This window comes from Nocardia sp. N2S4-5 (assembly GCF_044628355.1).
Lineage (GTDB): Bacteria > Actinomycetota > Actinomycetes > Mycobacteriales > Mycobacteriaceae > Nocardia > Nocardia wallacei_B.
This window is the reverse complement of the sequence record NZ_JBIUPM010000001.1, coordinates 3,498,995-3,519,339: the sequence shown is the minus strand read 5'-3', so window position 1 is coordinate 3,519,339 and position 20,345 is coordinate 3,498,995. Positions and strand designations below refer to the sequence as shown.

The following is a 20,345-nucleotide window of genomic DNA, read 5'->3' as shown; positions in this document are numbered from 1 at the left end:
GCCGCGCATGTCAACTCGCCGAACCGGCCTCGCCCCCGCCCGCCGCTCGGTGCTCGCCGTCCCCGGCAGCAACCCCAAGATGATCGAGAAGGCCAAGGGCCTGTCGGCCGACGAGATCTTCCTCGATCTCGAGGACGCGGTGGCGCCGGCGGCCAAGGCGACGGCCCGCGCGAATATCGTGGCGGCGCTGAACGAACCCGGCTGGGGCGAGCAGATCCGGGTGGTCCGGGTCAACGACTGGACCACCCAGTGGACCTACGCCGATGTCATCTCGGTGGTCGACGGCGCGGGCGCGGAGCTGGACGCGATCCTGCTGCCCAAGGTGATCGACGCCGGCCAGGTGCGGGCGCTGGATCTGCTGCTGACCCAGCTGGAGAAGTCGGGCGGGCTCGAGGTCGGCCGGATCGTGATCGAGCCGCAGATCGAGAATGCCCAGGGGCTGCGCAACATCGACGAGATCGCCACCGCCAGCCCGCGGGTGCAGACGCTGGTGTTCGGCCCGGCCGACTTCATGGCCAGCATCAACATGCGCACGCTGGTCGTGGGCGAGCAGCCCGAGGGCTACGACACCGGCGACGCCTACCACCACATCCTGATGACCATCCTGCTCACCGCCCGCGCGCACGGCCTGCAGGCCATCGATGGCCCCTACCTGCAGGTGCGCGACCCCGAGGGCTTCCGCCGGGCCGCGAACCGCACGGCCGCACTGGGTTTCGACGGTAAGTGGGTGCTGCACCCGAGCCAGATCGAACTCGCCAACGAGATCTTCTCCCCACGCCAGGCCGACTACGACCACGCCGAGGAGATCCTGGACGCCTACGCCTTCCACACCTCGCTCGAGGGCGGCGCGCGGGGCGCGGCCATGCTGGGCGAGGAGATGATCGACGAGGCGAGCGCGAAGATGGCTCAGGTGATCGCGGGCAAGGGACGCGCGGCCGGGATGCGGCGCACCACCCGGTTCGTGCCCCCGGCTCCGGAAGACTGAGCGACGCGGCCCGGATCACAACCGGGAAGACTTCCGCGCGAACGTGACCCTCGTCGCGTCCGGCTCGGACACGCGGGGACGGAATATGCCTCGCGGGCGCGAGATGTTCCCGGACCTAGCATGATGGGGGATATGACCAATCCGTTGGGGAACGCGAATCGCAATCGGCCGGGTCTGCCGACGCCGCCGTCGGGCTGGCCGGTCGGGTCGTACCCGACCTACGCCGAGGCGCAGCGGGCGGTCGACTACCTGGCCGACAACCAGTTCCCGGTGGAGAACGTGACCATCGTGGGCGTGGACCTGATGCAGGTCGAGCGGGTGCTGTACCGGCTGACCTGGGGCAAGGTCATCGGCGGCGGCATGGTCTCGGGCGCGTGGCTGGGCCTTTTCCTGGGCCTGCTGCTGAGCCTGTTCACCACCGGCGGCGCGATCGGCCCGCTGGTGGTGGGCCTGGTCGGCGGTGTCATCTTCGGTGTCATCTCGACGTCGATCCCGTACGCCGCCACCCGCGGACAGCGTGATTTCGCGTCCACCATGCAGCTGGTGGCCGGGCGTTACGACGTGCTGTGCGAGCCGAAGGCCGCCGAGCAGGCCCGCGACATGCTGGCCAAGCTGGCCCTGTAGTCGATGGATGTCCTCGGCGAGGTCCGAGCCGCGGCGCTCGGGCATTTCGGTGTGTCCGCGGCCGATTCGGCCTCGGTGACGTTCCTGGGCCTGGAGCCGATCGAGATCCTGCGCGTCCCCGACGGGGAACTGGTGCACTACGTGACCCTCGGCGGCGCGCGTCACCCGATGACCGATCCCACCGCCGCCCTGGCCGATCCGGAGCGCGGCCCGCGCGCGGAACTGGTGCTGACGCTGCGCGGCGGCGTGGGCGGTCACGCCGGGCTGACCAAGGGCCTCGGCATTCTCATCGCCTCGCCCGCGGTGGAAGGCGTGGTGCTGCTACCGGACGCGCTGCTGGATCTGGGCGAGCCGCTGTGGCACGGTGCGCCGTTCACCGCGGCGCTGCTCGGCCTCGCGGATCTGCCGGAGGTTCCGCTGCCCGAACCCGCCGAGCCCGTGCGGTTCCTGTCGGTCACGCCGATCACCGCCACCGAGGCGGCCTGGGTGCGGGTGCGCGGGGCGAGCGCGCTGCGCGACGCGTGGGCGGAGGCGGGTATCGATGTGCACGACCCGGGCCGAGGCGCGGCGAACCTGTAGCGCAACACATTTCGCCTCTATAGCCAGTGGTTGCGGCGGAGCATGTACAGCAGTCCGCCGCAGACCACCAGGATGATCGCCCACACCAGCGGATACCCGTATCGCCAGTGCAACTCGGGCATGTAATCGAAGTTCATGCCGTAGATGCCGGCGGTCATGGTCGGCACGGCGGCGATGGCGACCCAGGCGGAGATCTTGCGCATGTCGGTGTTCTGCTGCACGCTCACCTTCGCCAGCACGGCGTTGATCAGCGCGCTCAGCATCTCGTCGAAGTCGCTGATGCGCTCGGCGGCGGCGGTGTGGTGGTCGGCCACGTCGCGCAGGTAGCGCCGGATCTCCTTGGGCAGCGGCAGATCCGTGCTGCGCGAGAGCGTCTGCAGCGGCAGCGCGAGCGGGTTGACCGCGCGCCGCAGCTCGACCACCTCGCGCTTGAGCTGATAGACGGCCTCGGTGGTGAGACGGCTGCGGGGCGTGAAGACAGCCTCCTCCATCTCCTCGACGTCGTCCTCCACCTCCTGGGTGACCGACAGGTAGGAGTCCACGACGTGATCGGCGATCGCGTGCAGCACGGCGCCGGGCCCGAGCGCCAGCCGCTCCGGACGGTCCTCCAGATCGTGGCGCACCCCGTGCAGTCCGGTGTGCTCGCCGTGTCGCACGGTGATGACGAAATCCCGGCCCATGAAGATCATGATCTCGCCGGTCTCGACGATCTCGCTGACCGCGTGCAGATCGTGCTCCACGTATTTCACCGTGCGCAGCACCAGGAACAGCACGTCGTCGTAGCGCTCCAGTTTCGGGCGCTGGCGGGCGTGCACGGCGTCCTCGGCCGCCAGCTCGTGCAGGTCGAAAGTCCTTGCCACATCGTCCATCTGGGTCTGGTCCGGCGCGTGCAGCCCGACCCACACGAAACCGGCCGCGCGCTCGCGCACCTCGGCGAGCGCCTCGGCGTGGGTGAACCGGCCCGGCAGCCGGTGGCCGTCCACGTAGACCGCGCAGTCGATGATCGCGCGCGCGGTCGGGACCGGGATGCGGTGCGGCGTCGGTGCGGTTCGCCCACGCCCGCGAAACGACGGCAGCGGCGGAATCTGCGGCATTGGGTGGATGCTACGCACGCTGATCGCCGAGGCCACACCACGGTTCGGCAAGATGGACAGGGTGCGCATCGACCTGCATACCCATTCCACGGCCTCCGACGGCACGGACACCCCGGCCGAACTGGTCCGCCGGGCCGCCGCGGCGGGGCTCGACGTGCTCGCCGTCACCGATCACGACACCACCTCCGGCTGGGCCACGGCCGCCGACGCCCTGCCGCCCGGCCTGACGCTGGTGCGCGGGATGGAGATGTCCTGCGTGGGAACGGGTGAGGACGGCCGGCCGGTGCCGGTACACCTCTTGGCCTACCTGTTCGATCCGGCGGACGCGGCGTTCGCCCGGGAACGCGAGCGGTTACGGGCCGAGCGCACCGAACGGGTGCGCACCATGGCCGAACGGATGGCCGCCGACGGCCTGCCGGTCGACCCGGACGAGGTCCTCGCCTCGGCGGGCCCGTCCGCCGGTCGCCCGCATCTGGCGCGCGCCCTGGTCGCTGCCGGTGTAGTACCGACGGTGGACGCCGCCTTCGTGGACCTGCTCGCGCCGCGCGGCCGCTACTACGTCGAGAAGGCCGACACCCCGCTGCGCCGCGCGGTCGAGATGGTCGCCGCTGCGGGCGGAGTGACCGTGGTCGCGCATGCCCGGGCCCGCACGCGCGGACGGCTGCTGGCCCTCGACGACATTCGCGAACTGGCCGGGCTCGGGCTGGGCGGGCTGGAGGTCGACCATCCCGACCACCACGACGCCGACCGGGCCCTGCTGCGCGAGCTGGCCGCCGAGCTCGGCCTGCTCACCACCGGATCGTCGGACTACCACGGCGCCAACAAGACCCTCCGGCTCGGCCAATTCACCACGGCCCCGGACGATTACGAGGCACTGGTGGAGAAGGCGTCCGGGGTGCCGGTGATCGCGGCGTGAGCGGATTCGGCGGAGGCGGCCGCGAGGTCCGCGGATGAGGGTGCTGCGCGCGGTGAGCGGAGTCGTGGCCGGTGGCCTGGTGATGCTGACCCTGGTGTTGTTCGGCGCCGCGTTCATGGGCGACCGGCGCGGATTTCCGGGGCCCGGCACGGAGATGCTGGCGTGGCATATAGGGGTATCGGTCGTGGCCGTGGCCGCGCAGATTTTCGCCGATCGGCGTCGCGGTTTCCTGGCCTTTTTCGGGTCGGTGGTCGTTTTTGTGGCGGCAGGTTACCTGTTGGTTACGCAATGGTGGAATTAGGGTGAGCGTAACGGTTGCGGTCGAATGAATTGTGGCCGAACATTTTTCTTTGTGAGCGAAATGTCGGTCGATGTGCTGGTGCTGGGTGGTGGTCCCGCCGGAATGTGGGCCGCGCTGGCCGCGGCCCGGGCCGGCGCCCGGGTGGCGGTGGTCGACAAGGGGCGTTGCGGGAGCAGCGGTCCGACCGCGAAAGGTACTGCCGCACTGTGGAATATCCCGCCCGGCCCGGCCCGCGAGGAGGCGGTGTCGCGCAGCTACCGGCACGGCGGGTGCCTGGGTGACCCGGAATGGATGGACCGGGTGCTGGCGGAGACGCACCGCCGGGTCGATCAGCTCGTGCGCTGGGGATATCGCTTTCCGGGCGACCGCGCCGGGCAGCCTTCGCGAATCTGCCTGAACGGCTCGAGATATCTCGGCCGGATGCGGCGCAGTCTGCTCGTGGCCGGTGTGCGCATTCTCGATCATCACCCCGCCCTGCAATTGCTCCTCGATTCCGAGGGCGCGGTTTCCGGCGCCTCCGGGGTGCGGCCGCACGACGAATTCCGGGACTGGACCGTCCGGGCCGGCGCGGTGGTGCTGGCGACCGGTGGCTGCGCCTTCCTGTCCGGTGGCGCCGGCAGCGATGTCGACACCGGCGACGGACTGCTGATGGGCGCGGAGGTCGGCGCGGAACTGTCGGGCATGGAGTTCTCCAACGCCTACGCCCTCACTCCGGTCGGCGATATCCGCCTGGCCGCGATCGGCGACGAGACGCCCGGCCCGCTCCCGGCGCCCGCGCCGGATATGGCCCTGCACTTCGCCACCCTCTACGACGAATCCGGCACACCGCTCGGCGGCGGCGGGCTCGGCTCGCGGGCCGCGGCGTTCGCCGCCCTCGCCGACGGCCGCCGGGTGTATGCCGCGTTGGACGAGATCCCCGGTCCGCTGCGCAAACAGTTGGCTCGAACGCCGTGGTTCGCCGCCCGCGGCAGCGATCCGGTACGAGTGCCGCTGCGCGCCGTCCTGGAGGGCACGGTGCGCGGTACCGGCGGCCTGAGGGTCACCGGATTCGACTGCACCACAACGGTTCCCGGTCTGTACGGCGCCGGTGACGTGACCACGCGCGAGCCCGTCACGGGTGCGGTCGGCGGTTTCGGCGGTCAGGGCGGGGCCTGGGCGATGTCGTCGGGGGTGTGGGCCGGTGCGGGCGCGGCGCGGTTCGCGAGCCGCCGCGGTCCGCTGGGCCGGGCCCGTCCGGCGCCCGGCGCGGGCCTGAACGCGACGGCCGGTATCGATCCGCGGGCGGTCGTCGGCCTGGTGCAGGAGCACACGCTGCCGCTGCGGCGCAGCTACTGGCGCAGCGCGGGCAGCCTGCGCGACAGCATCGCCGAACTCGACGGCATGTGGCCGGTGACGGAGGTCGATCTCGGCGGCCGCGGCCCGCAGCGGCTGCGCGCCCGGCAGGCGGCGGCGTTGCTGGCGGTGGCGCGGTGGACCAAATACAGTGCCCTCGCCCGCACCGAGACCCGCGGGATGCACCGGCGCACCGACCACCCGGGTGAGGCCGGCGACTGGCGGGTCAGGTTGCGTGCCGGCGGGGTGGCGTCGGTCTGGGTGCGGCCGGAGCAGTGCGATCCCGGAACCGCACCGCACCGCGCGGATCTCGCTCCGGCGTAACGACCTCACACCCGCTCGTCCCCGAATGGTGCGACAGTTCACCTTCTCCCGCCGCCGAACTGCGAGTTTCCGCTTACCCAGGGGTAATTCGAGGCCGCTACCCTCGGAAGATGGCAGCACTCGTCGCACAGCGATTTGGCAAGTCCGGGTCCCGGCTGGCAGAATGTTGCGGATTCCCGGCCGACGCCACCGCCCGGCCCGGGACGGTTGGTGAAATTCGGTTCGTGACGCACGGCTCCGAATCGCGAATCACCCCACTGTATTGCCCGGACCCACCCGTCCGGTTCTCGCTCGACAGATCTCTGCGGCGACCAGCGGACCGAATGCCGTCAGGCCCCCGTGACTTGCCGTGCTGTAGCTACCGCGGGGTATCGCTCCGGCATCCGCGAGCGTGCGCAGCGAACTCGTGAGTAACCCGTAAAACCACTGATCCCGATACCCGGCGGTAACCGTAAGCCGGGGTAGCCACCACCGAGCAGGAGTGAGATCGTGTCACCCGTGACTGACGCACCGAACGCCGCCACGGCGAGCCGTGAGAATGATGCGGCCAGCCTGTCCGCCATTACGCACGAAGAGATTTTCGCGGGCCATCTCGGGGGCAAGCTCTCGGTGGAACTGACTGCCCCGCTGGACACTCAGCGCGATCTGTCGATCGCCTACACCCCGGGCGTCGCGGAGGTCAGCCGTGCGATCGCCAAGGACGAACAGCTGGCCAAGCGCTACACCTGGACCGACCGGCTGGTCGTGGTCGTCTCCGACGGCACCGCCGTGCTCGGCCTGGGCGACATCGGTCCGCGCGCGTCGCTGCCGGTGATGGAGGGCAAGGCCGCGCTGTTCAAGAAGTTCGCCGGCCTGGACTCGATCCCGCTCGTGCTCGACACCAAAGACGTCGACGAGATCGTGGAGACCCTGATCCGGCTGCGCCCGAGCTTCGGCGCGGTGAACCTGGAGGACATCTCCGCGCCGCGCTGCTTCGAGATCGAGCGCCGGGTCATCGAGGCGCTGGACTGCCCCGTGATGCACGACGACCAGCACGGCACCGCGATCGTGGTGCTGGCCGCGCTGAACGGCGCCGCCAAGGTGCTGGGCCGCGACATCTCGGGCATGAAGGTCGTGGTGTCCGGCGCCGGTGCGGCCGGTGTCGCGTGCACCAACATCCTGCTGGCGGCGGGCGTCTCCGACATCGTGGTGCTGGACTCCCGCGGCATCGTCGGCCGGGACCGCTCCGACCTGAACGCGGTGAAGGCCGAGCTGGCCGAGCGGACCAACCCGCGCGGGCTGTCCGGCGGCCCCGCCGAGGCGATGACCGGAGCCGACGTGTTCCTGGGCCTGTCGGCGGGCACCATCGCGGAGGACCTGATCGCGTCGATGGCGCCGGAGTCGGTCGTATTCGCGATGTCCAACCCGGACCCGGAGATCCACCCGGAGATCGCGCACAAGTACGCCGCCGTCGTGGCCACCGGCCGCAGCGACTTCCCGAACCAGATCAACAACGTGCTCGCCTTCCCCGGCGTCTTCAAGGGTGCGCTCGACGCGGGCGCCCGGCGCATCACCGAGGGCATGAAGGTCGCCGCGGCCAACGCCATCTTCAGTGTCGTCGCCGATGAGCTGGCTCCCGACAAGATCATCCCGAGCCCGCTGGACCCGCGCGTCGCCCCGGCGGTCGCCGAGGCTGTCGCCGCCACCGCGCGCGCGGAAGGTGTTGCGTAACAAGCTGTTTCGCCGACAAAGGCGCTCGTCCAGTGCGGACGGGCGCCTTTCGCGTTTTCCGCGGGCGGCGGGCCTTGTTGACATATGCAGGTAAATACCTGCATTATCGAGGCGTGAGCCTCGAAGAGCGGATGATGGACGCGGTGTTCAAGGCGCTGGCCGATCCCACGCGGCGGTTGCTGCTGGACCGGCTGCGTGAGCACAACGGGCAGACGCTGCGCGAGTTGTGCGAGCGGTTGGACATGGCGCGGCAGTCGGCCACCCAGCATCTCGACATCCTCGTGCGCGCCGGTCTCGTCACCGTCGTCCGGCGCGGCCGGGAACGGCTGCACTATCTCAATCCGGCGCCCATTCACGACATCGAGCAACGCTGGATCTCCGTCTTCGACAAGCCCCGTTTACAGGCAATCGACGCCATCAAGAACCGAGCCGAGGAGTACGCCATGACCACCGACACCACCACCGTGCCGAACTACGTCTACGTCACCTACATCCGCGCCAGTGCCGAGCAGGTGTGGCAGGCGCTGACCGACGCCGACCTGACTGCCCGCTACTGGGGTCATGCGAATGTGTCGGACTGGCAGCCGGGTTCGGCGTGGGAGCACCGCCGCGCCGACGGCTCCGGCACGGTCGACGTCACCGGAAAGGTGCTCGAGGCCGAGCCTCCGACCCGGCTCGTCCTCACCTTCGAGGATTCACCGGAGGAGGCGGCCGGGCGCGAACCCTCGGTGGTCACCTTCCGCGTCGAACCGCACGAAGACATCGTCCGCCTCACGGTGACGCACGAGAATCTGCCCAATCATGAGATGCACCAGGGCATCTCGGACGGCTGGCCCGCCGTTCTCGCCAACCTCAAGTCGCTGCTGGAGACCGGCGAGGTGCTTCCGCAGGCCCCGTGGGAGATGTCGGAAGCCCACGCCTGAGCGGCGGGTTACTCCAGCGATGCCCGGCGGCGCAGGCGGCCGGTGCCGGGCGCGCTGGCCCACACCGCGACGGCGAGCAGCCCATCCAGCGCCAGCGCGAGGGCGGCGACGAGCAGCGCGCCCACCAGCACACGGTCGTATTTGTAGAGGCTGATGCCGTCGAAGATGTAGCGCCCCAGCCCGCCGAGGTTGACGTAGGCGGCGATGGTGGCGGTGGCGACGACCTGCAGGGTCGCCGAGCGCAGGCCGGTCAGCAGCACCGGCAGCGCGTTGGGCGCCTCCACGCGCAGCAGCACCTGGCGTTCGGTCATCCCCATGGCGCGGGAGGCGTCGACCACGTTCGGATCCACGTTGGCGATTCCGGCGTAGGCGCCTGCCAGCAGTGGCGGGATACCGACGGTGAGCAACGCCAGCAGCGGGGGTATCAGTCCGAGCCCGAGCAGCAGCACCACGAAGGTGAGCAGGCCGAGGGTGGGCAGGGCGCGCATGGCGTTGGCGAACCCGACGATCAGCGCGGCGCCGCGGCGGGTGTGGCCGATCAGCAGACCGGTGGGCACCGCGACCACCGCCGAGAGCGCGACGGCCAGGAAGCTGTACCAGAGATGTTCCAGCAGACGATGTTCGATCCCGGCCGGGCCGCGCCAGTTTCCGGCGTCGGTGAGGTAGTGCCAGGCGTCGAGGAAAAGGTTCACGCGCCGACGCCCTTCGCCGGGTCGACGGCGACGCGCAGCCGCCGTGCCAGGGTGGGGCGGCCGGTCCGCAGCCACGGCGTGCACCAGCGGCCGAGCAGGTACAGCACGCGGTCCACCAGCAGCGCCAGTACCAGCACCACGATGATTCCGGCGACGATCTCGTCGGGATAATCGCGCTGATAGCCCTGGGTGAACAGCTTGCCCAGCCCGCCCACCCCGATCAGCGCCCCGACCGTCACCATCGAGATATTGGTGACCGCCACCACGCGCAGGTTCGCCACGAAAACCGGTAGGGCCAAAGGGAATTCGACGGTCAGCGCGCGCCGCAGCCGGGAGTGGCCGATCGCGTCGGCGGCGTCGAGCACCTCCGCGGAGACCGAATCCAGCGCCGCCGGCACCGCGATCACCAGCAGCGCCACCGAATAGATGCTCAGCGCGATAACGACATTCAGCGGGTCGATGGCGGGAATCCCGGCCAGCGGCGGAATGATCACGAACAGCGCCAGCGACGGAATGGTGTAGGCGATACCCGCCACGGTCACCCCGATGCGGCGCAGCCACGGCACGCGCCGGATGAGCGTGCCGACCGGCACGGCGATCACGAGACCGATCAGCAGCGGAATCAGCGCCAGCGAGAGGTGGGTCCGCGCGAATCCGGCGATCTCGGCGAAGTTGTCGATCAGATACCGCATCGCCGTCTCCCGCTCGAGAACGTCCGGCTGGTCACCGCGCGTCCTCGGTCTCGAAGAAGTGCCGGTTGCGGTCGGCGTTCTCGCCCGCGCGCTGCCGCGCGAGCAGTTCGATGATCTCGGTGGCGAACAGCCCGCCGGTCACCGCGCCCGACTCGTCCACGGCCACACCGGTTCCCGACGGTGACGAGATCGCCGCGTCCAGGGCCTGCCGCAGATCACCGCCGGGCGGGAACAGCGACCCGCCCGCGGACATGCTCTCGCCCAAGGCACGACCGGCGCGCACACCCTCGACTCCGGTGACATCCACCCAGCCCAGCGGCCGCCGTGCGGCGTCCACCACCAGCACCCACGCCCCCGCCTCCAGATGCAGCCCGGACACCTCCGCGGCGGTGGCGGTGCGGATCTCGTGCAGCACGACATCGTCGGCACTGCGGAACGACAGCCCGCGGTAGCCGCGGTCGCGACCGGCGAAGTCGGCGACGAAATCCGTTGCGGGCTCGGACAATACGCGCTCGGGCCGGTCGTACTGCTGCAGCACGCCGCCGCGGCCGAACACCGCGAGACGATCACCCAGCTTGATCGCCTCGTCGATATCGTGGGTGACGAAGACGATGGTCTTGTGCAGTTCCGCCTGCAGGCGCTGCATTTCGGCCTGCAACTCCTCGCGCACCACCGGATCGACGGCGCTGAACGGCTCGTCCATCAGCAGGATCGGCGGATCGGCGGCCAGGGCGCGCGCCACCCCGACGCGCTGCTGCTGGCCACCGGACAGTTGGGCCGGATACCGTTGTGCGAGAACGCGGTCCAGACCGACGCGGTCCAGTACCTCCAGTGCGGCGCGGCGGGCGGCCCGGCGGGTGTGGCCGCGCAACACCGGGACGGTGGCGACGTTGTCGAGCACGGTGCGGTGCGGCAGCAGTCCGCCGCTCTGGATCACGTAGCCGATGCCGAGGCGCAGTCGCACCGGGTTCACGGTCGAAATATCTTCCCCCGCAACGGTTATCGTGCCCGCGGTGGGCGTGATCATCCGGTTGATCATCCGCATCGAGGTGGTCTTGCCGCAGCCGGACGGCCCGACGAAGACTGTGAACGATCCGGCGTCGATCCGCAGATCCAGGCCGGTGACGGCGGTGGTGCCGTCCGGGTAGGTCTTGGTGACGCCGCGGAATTCGATGTCGGCCACGCGCGCCCCTACCCGGTCGGCTTGTTCAGGCCCTGCGCGGCCACCCACGCCTTCGCGGCCGCCGCGGGTTCGGTCTTGGTGGTTCCGGAGACCGCTTCGTTGAGCGAAATCAGTTCGGCGGTGGTCAGTTTCGCCGACACCGCGTCGAGCACGGCCGTCGCCTTGTCGGACTTCTTCTTCGCGTTGAACACCGGCGCCACGTTCTGAGCGGGGAAGTTGTGCTTCGGGTCCGCGAGGACCACGAGGTTGTTCTCCTTGATGGCGGGCGCGGTGGTGAAGATGTCGGCCGCGGTCACCTGGCCGGAAGTCAGCGCCCGCACCGTCGCCGGGCCGCCACCGTCACCGATCGGGACGAATTTGTCCTCGGCGATGGCGAGTCCGTAGTTGTTCTTCAACCCCGGCAGCCCGCCGGGACGTTCGGCGAATTCGGCCGGCGCACCGAAACTCACCTCCGCCGCGTGCGGAGCGAGGTCGGCGATGGTCTGCAAGTTCCACTTGTCGGCGGTGGCGCGGGTGACGACCACGGCGTCGGAATCCTCGCCCGGGGCCGGGGCGCCCATCGCCAGCTGATCGCCGAGTGCGGTGGTCAGCGCCTGGTTCACCTGCTCGGCGGCGGTCGCGGTGGCCGACTTGTCCAGATATTGCAGCAGATTGCCGGTGTAGTCGGGAATCAGGCCGATCGAGCAGTCTCGCAGCGCCGGGATGTAGGCCTCCCGACTGCCGATGTTCAGCTTGGTGTCGATGGCGAAACCGTTGGCGCGCAACGCCTCCGCGTACACGTTGGCGACGGTTTCGGACTCCGGGAAATTGGCCGAGCCGATGGTGATCTTGTTGGTGTCGCCGTCGCAGCCGCCGGAGCCGCTCGACAGCGGATCACTGTCGCCGCCACATGCCGACAGCGCCAGCGCGGCGGCGAGCGTGACGGCCGTCGCGAGCGAACGCACGGCGGTCGGTGCGGGGCGGCGGCGTCGCACGGGGGAGTTGGTGGAGTTCACTGCAGGTCCTTCCGACGGCCCGGGCGCTGGCGGGCGGGGCGTCGCACTCCGACTACGATTCGTCTGCGGACGGCCACCCACTGGTTGTCCATACTGTCAGCCGCGTGTCGTTCTTACTATCTATCGGGAGTGGGTGTCGCCGGATGGTGTTGGCCGCATCGGTGCGGATGTCGGCCCGCGCGGTGGTCGCGGTGGTGGCCGCCACGCTGGTTGTTTCCTGTTCGGACGGCGATTCCGAGGTGGCGGTCACGGTGGGCGCCGGGAATTCCGCTCAGTCCGAACTGATCTCCGAGATCTACGCCGGGGCGCTGGCCCGCGGCGGCACGCACACCGCCACCCGCGCCCGGCTCGGGCAGCGCGGCGACTATCTGGCCGCCCTCGACGCCGGCACGGTGCAACTGGTCGGCGACGACAGCGGCGACCTGCTGAGCGCCCTGGACTCGGGTTCACGCGCGCGGCTGCCCGACAAGCTCGCTGCCGCGGCCGCCACCACGACGACGCCCGCACCCGGCGCGAAGCCCGTCCCCGATGTGTCGGACGCGGTCAGCCGCGCGCTGCCCGAGGGCCTGGCGGTGTCCGATATCGCCGACGGCACCGATCTGCGTCCGGCCTTCGTATTCTCGCCCGAGCACGCTCAGCGGTTCCCCGACTCGCTGGCGGAGCTGGCACCGTACTGCGGCGAACTGACCGTCGGCATCGCCACCGGCAGCGAACTGGACCCGCTGCGCCGTTCCCCCGACCCGCGGCACGACATCCTCGACCCGCTGCGCACCGTCTACGGCTGCGACATCACGCACTACTCGGTCTATCCGAGCGACTCGGAACTCCGGAAAGCGTTGCGGGACGGGCAGGTTCAGGCCGGTGTGCTGACCGCTCCGGCGGTCCTGCTGCCCGGCGGCGCCGGTGAGCTGGCGCCGATCGCCGACCCCGACTACGCCTTCCGCGCTCGGAGCGTCCTCCCGCTGTTCCGCAAGGGCGCGCTCAGCGGGCGTCAGATCAAACAGCTCAACAAGGTCGCCGGGGAACTCACCACCGACGACCTCACCGAGTTGGTCCGGCGCCTGCGCGACGAGCACGCCGCGGCCGCCGACCTGGCCCGCACCTGGCTGGACTCGCACGACCTCTGAGCGCGGCACGCCCGGGGCCGGTGCCGGGGCGGCGTCCCGGGCCGGGCGTAAAGTCGGAGAGAGATCGCCGACTATCCGGGGGTCCGCATGATCTTGGTAGTTGTACTGGGAGTGCTGGCCGCGTTCCTGTTCGCCACGGCCGGGTTCCTGCAGCAGCGAGCGGCCCGCGAGGTGGTGGCGGAGCAGCCGCGGGCCGCGCGGGTCCCGGGTCTGTCGATGCTGATGCGCCGCCTGGTGCGGAGCCGGACCTGGCTGCGGGGCTGGCTGACGAACCTCGCCGGATTTCTCACCCAGGCCGCGGCGCTGCAGGTCGGCTCGGTCGCCGCCGTACAACCCCTGATGTCGACCCAGCTGCTGTTCGCGGTGCCGCTGGAGGCGGCCGGACGGCAGCGACGGCCGCTGCCCCGGGACCTGCTCTACGCGCTGCTGGTGTGCGCGGGGCTGGCGGTGCTGTTCAGCGTGGAGGGCGCCGCACCGCTGTCGGGGGAGCCGGAACGGTCGCGCGTGCTGCTGGCGACGGTCTCGGCGGCCGGACTGGTCGTGCTGCTGGCCGCGGCCAGCACCCGCTGCTCGATCCGCGTCGCGGCCAATCTGGTCGCCGTCGCCGCGGGCATCTGCTTCGCGATGAGCGCGGTATTCATGAAGCTCACCACCGACGACCTGCTGCATCGCGGAATTCCGGCGACCGCGGTGGATTGGCCGGGATATCTGCTGGCGCTGTCCACACTGAGCGGCCTGCTGCTGGAACAGGCCGCGTTCGCCGCGGGACCGCTGCCCTGGGCGATCGCGGCGATGAGCGTCACCAATCCGGTGACCAGCTACGTCGTCGGCATTCTGGCCTTCCAGGTCACGATTCCCCTCGATCCCGGCGCGCTGGCCGGAATCGCGATCGCCGGCGCGCTGATGGCCTGGGGGATCGCGGGGCTCGCGCATTCCCCGCTGGCGCAGGCCTTCTACGACAACACCGAAGCGTCCCCGGAGGACGAATACGCGCTGCGTTCGGACGGCGTAGGCGATTGCCCGGACGGCGGGAAAGCGGGCGAGGGCGGCCGCTGAAAAGCGCGACGCGCCGATAATCGGCCTGCCAAGAGATCTCATCGAGCCGTGTCGGCTGTGTTATTACGGTTGACGTGGGCAATCCATCGCGGCCCGTCCTGTGGCGTGACATCGCGGTCGGGCTGGTCGTGTTCGGGCTGTATCTGCTGGTCGATACGCTGCACAGCCCGGAGCGGCGAGTCGCGGCCGATCGGCACGCGCGCTCGCTGTTCGATCTCGAGCAGTGGTCGCATCTGGATGTGGAACTCTCGCTGAATCGGTGGCTGGCCGCGCACGAGGGACTCGCCACCATCGCGAACTACGAATACGCCTTCACCTACATCGTCACCGCGTTCGTGCTGCTGTTCTGGATGTATTTCCGCAGACCTGCCGACTATCCCCAGGCCCGCGACTCGTTTCTGCTGTTGAATGTGCTCGCCATCGCTTGTTTCGCGGTCTATCCGGTGACGCCGCCGCGGCTGCTGCCGGATCTGGGCTTCGTCGATACCGTTGTCGCGGGGGATACCTGGGGTTCGTGGGGGACTCCGATGGTCGACGGCAGCAATCAACTGGCGGCGGTGCCGTCGTTGCACGTGGGGTGGGCCCTGTGGGTGAGCGTGGTGCTGGCCCGGATCGCCGGCGGCCTGGTGGTGCAGCTGCTCAGCGCGCTGCATGTGCTGATCACGGTGTATGTCATCGTCGCGACCGCGAACCACTTCGTGGTCGACGCCGTCATCGCGGCGGTGTTCGTGGCGGCGAGCATCGCGCTGGTCGACCGCTGGTACGCCCGGCCGCCCGTGGTGCCGCCCGCCGACGCCTTCTTCCTGCACATCGAGGACGCCGGGCTACCGCAGCAGGTCGGCGGCATGGTGGTGCTGGACCCCCGCCCGGACGGCGGTCCGCGCGTCGAGGAGATTCGGGCGCTGGTCCGGGGCGAACTCGCGCACCTGCCGCGCTTCCGCCAGCGGCTGCGGCTCGCCGGTCGGTTCCGCCGCGCGCGCTGGGTCGACTCGGAGATCGACTGGGACTGGCATGTCACCGAGCGGGTCGTCGATACCGCCGTGGCGCCGGGCGCCGACGGCACGCCGTGGACCGCGGATATCGCCTTGCTGGTCACCGAGCTGGCGGCCGAGCCGCTGCCGCGCGATCGGCCGCTGTGGCGGCTGGTGCTGGTGCGGGACGGGACGGTCGGGGTGGTGGGCGTGGTACTGCTGCTGCATCACACCGTCGCGGACGGCGTCGGGACGGTGGTGCAGGCGCTGCACCTGTTGCGGCCCCGGGTCGATCTGACCGTCGGTGACCGGCGCGGGCCCGGCCGGGCCGCGACCGCGGTGGCGACCGCGACCGGGTTCGCTCAGCTCGCGACCGACGCGCGTCCCGCCGGGCGGCTGCCCGCCGGGTCCACCCACCGCACCTTCGCCGTGGTCGGGCTGGACCTGGAAACCGTTCGGGCGGTGGCGCGTTCGCGGCGGACGCGGGTCACCGACGTGCTGCTCACCGTCATGGTCTGCACCCTGCAGCGGATGCGGCCGGAGTGGGCGGGACCGCTGCGGGATCGGCTGCGGGTGGCGGTGCCGCTGATGGTCCGCGAGCCGTCGTCGGCGGCCGAGGGCAACCTCACCGCCGCGGTCATGACCGACGTGCCGTTCGCCCCCGCCGCTCCCGCCGACCTGCTGGACGACATCCGGGCCCGCAGTTCCCGCCTGCACAGCGGAACCCGGGCGCTGGCTTCGCATTTCGTCATGGGCACCGGACTGCGGCTGCTGCCGGAACCGGTGGTCGGCTGGTTCGCCCGTAATGTGTACGGCGGCGGGTTCTTTCACGCCATCGTGTCGAACATGGCCGGGCCCGAGGGGGAGATGACCTTCGCGGGTCTGCCGATCGCCCAGGTGTTCCCCATCCTGCCGCCGGCGCCGGGCGTGCCGCTGGTGGCGGGCGTGCTGAGTTGGCGCGGGGTGCTGGGGATCGGTGTGTCGGCCGATCCGGCGCTGCTGGATCCGGCGGTCTTCGCCGCCGAGTTGCCCAGGGTGCTGGCCGAATTGGACACGCCCGCCGTGGTCGCCGATCCGCGCCCTCCGGTACCTTCCGGCGAGTAGTCTGAGCCGACTGATCAAGCCGTCGCGGCGTTGCGACGGGTCGACAGGCCCGGCAGCGCCGTCCAACCGACCCATCGAGGGAGGCGGGGCATGTTCGACCGGGACATGTGCACCCGAACCGCGGCGTTGCTCGCCGCCTGCGCGCTGACCATCCTGCCGGCCGTCACGGCCTGCGGCGGCTCCGACGACGAGTCCGACGCCGCCGCAACCACCGGCCCACCCTCGGTGACCGAGGCGGTCACCCGCAGCTACGAGCGCTTCTTCGACGGCGGCACCGACGCCGAGCAGAAGATGGCGGTGCTGGAGAACGGCAAGGCGTTCGCCGACACGATCAACGCCCAGGCCGATTCGCCGATGTCCAAGTCCACCGCCGCGACCGTCTCCGGCGTGGCCAGCACCGGCACCGACCATGCCGACGTCACCTACACCATCCTGATGGGCGGCAAACCGGCCCTGGCGAACCAACCGGGCTCGGCGGTCTACCAGGACGGCACATGGAAGGTCACCGCTGCCACCTTCTGCGCCCTATTGACCTTGCAGGGCAACCCACCCCCGGTCTGCGCCACTACCGCACAGCCCACCCCCGGCGCGCCCGCCCCGGCCGCACCCACCGCAGGGCCGTCTGTCTCCTCTTCCGTTGTGGTGCCGGGCAACTGACCGGGCGGGAGGGCATATGACCGCACCGAGTGCCTCGACTCGCGCGGCGCGTCCGAATGTCGCGTTGGCGACCGTTACCGCGGTGCTGTTCGTGACGTTTCTCGATACCACCATCGTCAGTGTGACCCTCGGCGATATTCAGTCCGATCTGCACGCGGGCGTGGTGTCGTTGCAGTGGGTGGTCAACGCGTACACGCTGGTGTTCGCGAGTTTGATGCTGACCGCCGGCACGCTCGGGGATCGGTGGGGGCGCAAGCGCGTGATGGTGGCGGGCCTGGTGGTGTTCTGTGTCGGCTCGGTGCTGTCGGCGACCGCGACCAGTGTGGCCGTGCTGATCGCCGGGCGCGGGGTGATGGGGTTGGGTGCGGCTGCCTCGGAGCCCGGCACGCTCTCGGTGCTGCGCCACATCTATCCCGACCGCGGCGCTCGCGCCAAGGCGCTGGGCGCGTGGGCGGCGGTGTCCGGGCTGGCGCTGGCGGCCGGGCCGGTGATCGGCGGGCTGCTCGTCGGCGCGTTCGGCTGGCAATCGATCTTCTGGTTCAACCTGATCGTCGGCGTCCTCGTGCTGGCGGCCGCGCTCCGGTACGTGCCGGAGAGCGCCGACCCGCAACCGGGACCGGTCGACTGGGCCGGATTCGTCCTGGGCGCGACGTTTCTCGGCTGCGTCATCTACGCGGGCATCTCGGGGGAGGAGGTGGGCTACGCCGCGCCCTCGGTGATCGCGCTGTTCGTGCTTGGCGGCGTCGCGTTCCTCGGGTTCCTGGTGGTCGAAACGCGTGCGCGCAACCCGATGTTCGATTTCCGCTATCTGCGATTGCCGATGGTGCGCAGCGCGCTGATCGTGGCGTTCGCCGTGTACTTCGGCATCTTCTCGATCTTCTTCTTCACCGCGCTGTACCTGCAGGAGGTCATCGGCTACTCGGGTTGGCGCACCGCCGCCCTGTTCGCCCCGATGGCCGTCGCGATCATCCTGGGTTCGCTGCTCGCCGGGTTCTGGGTGGCGCTGCGCGGATCGCGCGCCCCGATGGTCACCGGCTGCGTGCTCGGCGCCGCGGGCATCCAGCTGGCCCGTGAATGCCTGGGCGTCACAGTGGAATTCACCCCGCTCGCGCTGGCGCTGATGGTCGCCGGGCTGGGCTTCGGCATCGCCGTGGTCCCGCTGACGTCCGCGGTGCTGTCCGGGGTGCCCGCCGAGCACTCGGGCATGGCCGCCGCCGCGACCAACACCATGCGCCAGGTCGGCGCGGTGGTCGGCGTCGCGGCGCTGGGCTCGCTGGTCAACTCGTTCCTCGACGACGATCTGGTGCGGCGGCTGAACGAACTGGACATACCGGCGAACTTCCAGGCGATCGTGATCGACGCGATCAAGACCGGCAACGTGCCGGAGGGCGGCGATCCGTCCGCGTCGGCGGCGTACGGCCCGATCGTCGATCAGGTCATCCACGCCACCTACGCCGCCTTCCATCGCGGATTGGATGTGGCCCTGCTGGTTTCGGGCGTTATGATTCTGGTTGCTGCCCTGCTGACGGTGCTGTCGGCGTATCGTGCGGGGGACCGGTCGGGGTACGAGTACGAGAGCTGAACACCCCCGCGGCACCGGCGCCACGCGCGGTCCGGTGGCGTCGATGTGCCCAATTCTGGTGCTTCGCGCGCGGTGGGCTTAATGTTGAAGCCTCGCTGTCATTTTCGGAGCCGCCATGCCACCCCTCGGTCGTCCCCAGACCTCGTTGTTGCGACGTGTCCCCCGCCTGCGCGGGCCGGGCCGGATTCTGCTGCTGATCAGCGCGTTGCTGTTGGCAGCGGGCACCGTGGCGACGCCCGCGAGCGCCGCCGGACAGGTGCGGATCTATCCGGGCATGGCCATCAAGACCTCGGGTCAGGTGTGTTCGGTCGGGCTGCTCGGTCATATCGGCGACGTCAAGTACGCGATCACCGCGGGCCACTGCTTCGAGTCCGGGGCGCAGGTGCGCGACGAGGACGGCCACCGCATCGGCGCCTACGAGCAGGGCGTGCCCGACGGCGACGTGGACAACCTCGGCTTCGCCATGGTGCGGCTGGCCGACAATGTCGTCGTCTCGGCCAAGACCGACGAGGTGGCGATCGCCGCGGTCGACAGCGATCCGGCGGTGGGTCAGCGGGTGTGCAAGGAGGGCACGCGCACCGGAACCACCTGCGGCACCATCAGCAATATCGCCGACACCCACATGCGCACCACCTTCACCGTCGACCACGGCGATTCCGGCGGCATCGTCTACAGCCCGACCAGCTACGGCATGGGGTTGTTCGTCGGCATCGTGGTCGGTACGGGCGCCGACTTCACCCTCGTGCAGCCGGCCGTGCGGCTCGGTGACATGATCCGCCGCCGCGGCCCCGACGGCTCGGACGATTTCCGCTGGTACGTCGCCCCCAAATGATCAGGGGCGCAGCGTGATCAGGGGCGCAGTGCCTCGGTCAACAGCGGATTGAGCGCCAGCGCCGGCAGCGATTCGACCAGCATGTCGATCAGCTGGTCGCGGGTGATGGTGTCGTGGCGCAGCCAGCTCAGCGTCGTCTCCTCCACGAAGGCGACCCAGCCGCGCACCGCCAGCCGCAGCCGCGGCTGATCCGGATCCTCGATCGGGATCGGCGCCTCGCCCAGGATGCGATCGACGATGGCGCCGCGCGTCTGGTCGACCAGCGCCATCAACTCCGGGCTGGAGCTGGCCGGGCCGCGCAGCAGGGCGAGGTACGAGGTGCGGTTCTCGCTCACGTAGTCGACGTAGCGCTGCACCGCGTCGCGCAGCATCTCGAACAGCGGCAGGTCGGGATCGGGTGCGGTGCGCGACAGCAGTTCGGCGTTGGCGCGCCGCGCGATCGCGAGATGGAAGTCCTGCTTGGACGGGAAGTAGTGGAACAGCAGGCCCCGCGAGATGCCGGCCCGCTCGGCGATGTCGCCGATGGCGATGTCCTCGAGGGCACGGTCGGCGAGCATCTTCACACCCAGCGCGATCAGCTGCTCCCGGCGCTCGTCCGGGCTCAGGCGTACCCGCTTGCCGTTCTCACCAGGTCCTCTGCTCACGGCACCATCCTACTGAACGTGA

At 70.2% G+C, this 20,345-nt stretch carries 20 protein-coding genes; 14 read left to right on the top strand and 6 right to left on the bottom strand.

What is annotated here, in order from left to right; translation table 11 throughout:
- Window positions 1-7: 7 nt before the first annotated feature.
- The 3 genes from ACFMRZ_RS15995 (at window position 8) to ACFMRZ_RS15985 (ending at window position 2,188) form a co-directional block, all read left to right on the top strand.
- The gene (locus tag ACFMRZ_RS15995) at window positions 8-985 is read left to right on the top strand and encodes an HpcH/HpaI aldolase/citrate lyase family protein (protein ID WP_400179784.1); all 978 of its coding nucleotides are present in this window, start codon (window positions 8-10) and stop codon (window positions 983-985) included.
- A gap of 132 nt (window positions 986-1,117) precedes the next feature.
- Window positions 1,118-1,609, top strand: coding sequence for a general stress protein (locus tag ACFMRZ_RS15990; RefSeq protein WP_187687016.1), 492 nt, complete (start codon window positions 1,118-1,120; stop codon window positions 1,607-1,609).
- Between the two features lie 3 nt (window positions 1,610-1,612).
- On the top strand, window positions 1,613-2,188 hold the full coding sequence (locus ACFMRZ_RS15985; protein WP_280270851.1) for a suppressor of fused domain protein: 576 nt from the start codon (window positions 1,613-1,615) through the stop codon (window positions 2,186-2,188).
- A 17-nt stretch (window positions 2,189-2,205) separates the two neighbouring features.
- On the opposite strand, the gene ACFMRZ_RS15980 is transcribed toward ACFMRZ_RS15985, so the two are convergent.
- Window positions 2,206-3,282 carry a magnesium and cobalt transport protein CorA gene (locus tag ACFMRZ_RS15980; protein ID WP_400179783.1) on the bottom strand — a complete coding sequence of 359 codons (1,077 nt, stop codon included), beginning with the start codon at window positions 3,280-3,282 and terminating at the stop codon, window positions 2,206-2,208.
- Between the two features lie 61 nt (window positions 3,283-3,343).
- Here ACFMRZ_RS15980 and ACFMRZ_RS15975 point away from each other — a divergent pair, with 61 nt between their 5' ends.
- The 5 genes from ACFMRZ_RS15975 to ACFMRZ_RS15955 all read left to right on the top strand — a co-directional run bounded on the left by ACFMRZ_RS15975 (window position 3,344) and on the right by ACFMRZ_RS15955 (window position 8,788).
- On the top strand, window positions 3,344-4,198 hold the full coding sequence (locus tag ACFMRZ_RS15975) for a PHP domain-containing protein (protein ID WP_400182879.1): 855 nt from the start codon (window positions 3,344-3,346) through the stop codon (window positions 4,196-4,198).
- Between the two features lie 34 nt (window positions 4,199-4,232).
- Window positions 4,233-4,499, top strand: a complete 267-nt coding sequence (locus ACFMRZ_RS15970) for a hypothetical protein (protein ID WP_280270853.1) — start codon at window positions 4,233-4,235, stop codon at window positions 4,497-4,499.
- 60 nt (window positions 4,500-4,559) lie between these two features.
- Entirely contained in the window at window positions 4,560-6,155 is a 1,596-nt protein-coding gene (locus ACFMRZ_RS15965; protein ID WP_400182878.1) for an FAD-dependent oxidoreductase, read from the top strand.
- A gap of 552 nt (window positions 6,156-6,707) precedes the next feature.
- Window positions 6,708-7,865: an NADP-dependent malic enzyme gene (locus ACFMRZ_RS15960; protein WP_400182877.1), complete on the top strand. Its 1,158-nt coding sequence runs from the start codon at window positions 6,708-6,710 to the stop codon at window positions 7,863-7,865.
- Between the two features lie 134 nt (window positions 7,866-7,999).
- Window positions 8,000-8,788, top strand: coding sequence for an ArsR/SmtB family transcription factor (locus tag ACFMRZ_RS15955; protein WP_400182876.1), 789 nt, complete (start codon window positions 8,000-8,002; stop codon window positions 8,786-8,788).
- A gap of 8 nt (window positions 8,789-8,796) precedes the next feature.
- Here the strand turns inward: ACFMRZ_RS15955 and ACFMRZ_RS15950 are convergent, their stop codons facing one another.
- Genes ACFMRZ_RS15950 through ACFMRZ_RS15935 form a run of 4 tightly spaced genes read right to left on the bottom strand, consistent with a single transcriptional unit; the run spans window position 8,797 to window position 12,350 of the window.
- On the bottom strand, window positions 8,797-9,480 hold the full coding sequence (locus ACFMRZ_RS15950) for an ABC transporter permease (protein ID WP_400179782.1): 684 nt from the start codon (window positions 9,478-9,480) through the stop codon (window positions 8,797-8,799).
- On the bottom strand, window positions 9,477-10,172 hold the full coding sequence (locus ACFMRZ_RS15945; RefSeq protein WP_400179781.1) for an ABC transporter permease: 696 nt from the start codon (window positions 10,170-10,172) through the stop codon (window positions 9,477-9,479). The genes ACFMRZ_RS15950 and ACFMRZ_RS15945 overlap by 4 nt, the downstream gene beginning before the upstream one ends.
- 31 nt (window positions 10,173-10,203) lie before the next feature.
- Window positions 10,204-11,355, bottom strand: coding sequence for an ATP-binding cassette domain-containing protein (locus ACFMRZ_RS15940; protein WP_400179780.1), 1,152 nt, complete (start codon window positions 11,353-11,355; stop codon window positions 10,204-10,206).
- A gap of 8 nt (window positions 11,356-11,363) precedes the next feature.
- Window positions 11,364-12,350, bottom strand: a complete 987-nt coding sequence (locus ACFMRZ_RS15935) for an ABC transporter substrate-binding protein (RefSeq protein ID WP_400179779.1) — start codon at window positions 12,348-12,350, stop codon at window positions 11,364-11,366.
- A 143-nt stretch (window positions 12,351-12,493) separates the two neighbouring features.
- On the opposite strand from ACFMRZ_RS15935, the gene ACFMRZ_RS15930 reads away from it, so the two are divergent.
- The 6 genes from ACFMRZ_RS15930 (at window position 12,494) to ACFMRZ_RS15905 (ending at window position 19,679) form a co-directional block, all read left to right on the top strand.
- A complete protein-coding gene (locus ACFMRZ_RS15930; RefSeq protein WP_400179778.1) occupies window positions 12,494-13,477 on the top strand; it encodes a glycine betaine ABC transporter substrate-binding protein in 984 nt (327 codons plus the stop codon).
- Window positions 13,478-13,564: 87 nt separating this feature from the next.
- Complete coding sequence (locus ACFMRZ_RS15925; protein WP_280270856.1) at window positions 13,565-14,533, top strand: DMT family transporter; 969 nt, start codon at window positions 13,565-13,567, stop codon at window positions 14,531-14,533.
- A 74-nt stretch (window positions 14,534-14,607) separates the two neighbouring features.
- Window positions 14,608-16,608: a phosphatase PAP2 family protein gene (locus ACFMRZ_RS15920; protein WP_400179777.1), complete on the top strand. Its 2,001-nt coding sequence runs from the start codon at window positions 14,608-14,610 to the stop codon at window positions 16,606-16,608.
- A 90-nt stretch (window positions 16,609-16,698) separates the two neighbouring features.
- Complete coding sequence (locus ACFMRZ_RS15915) at window positions 16,699-17,265, top strand: hypothetical protein (RefSeq protein WP_400179776.1); 567 nt, start codon at window positions 16,699-16,701, stop codon at window positions 17,263-17,265.
- A 16-nt stretch (window positions 17,266-17,281) separates the two neighbouring features.
- Window positions 17,282-18,847: an MFS transporter gene (locus ACFMRZ_RS15910; protein WP_400179775.1), complete on the top strand. Its 1,566-nt coding sequence runs from the start codon at window positions 17,282-17,284 to the stop codon at window positions 18,845-18,847.
- Window positions 18,848-18,962: 115 nt separating this feature from the next.
- Window positions 18,963-19,679, top strand: coding sequence for a hypothetical protein (locus ACFMRZ_RS15905; protein ID WP_400179774.1), 717 nt, complete (start codon window positions 18,963-18,965; stop codon window positions 19,677-19,679).
- A 17-nt stretch (window positions 19,680-19,696) separates the two neighbouring features.
- Here ACFMRZ_RS15905 and ACFMRZ_RS15900 read toward each other — a convergent pair whose 3' ends face one another.
- On the bottom strand, window positions 19,697-20,323 hold the full coding sequence (locus tag ACFMRZ_RS15900) for a TetR/AcrR family transcriptional regulator (protein ID WP_400179773.1): 627 nt from the start codon (window positions 20,321-20,323) through the stop codon (window positions 19,697-19,699).
- Between the last annotated feature and the right edge of the window lie 22 nt (window positions 20,324-20,345).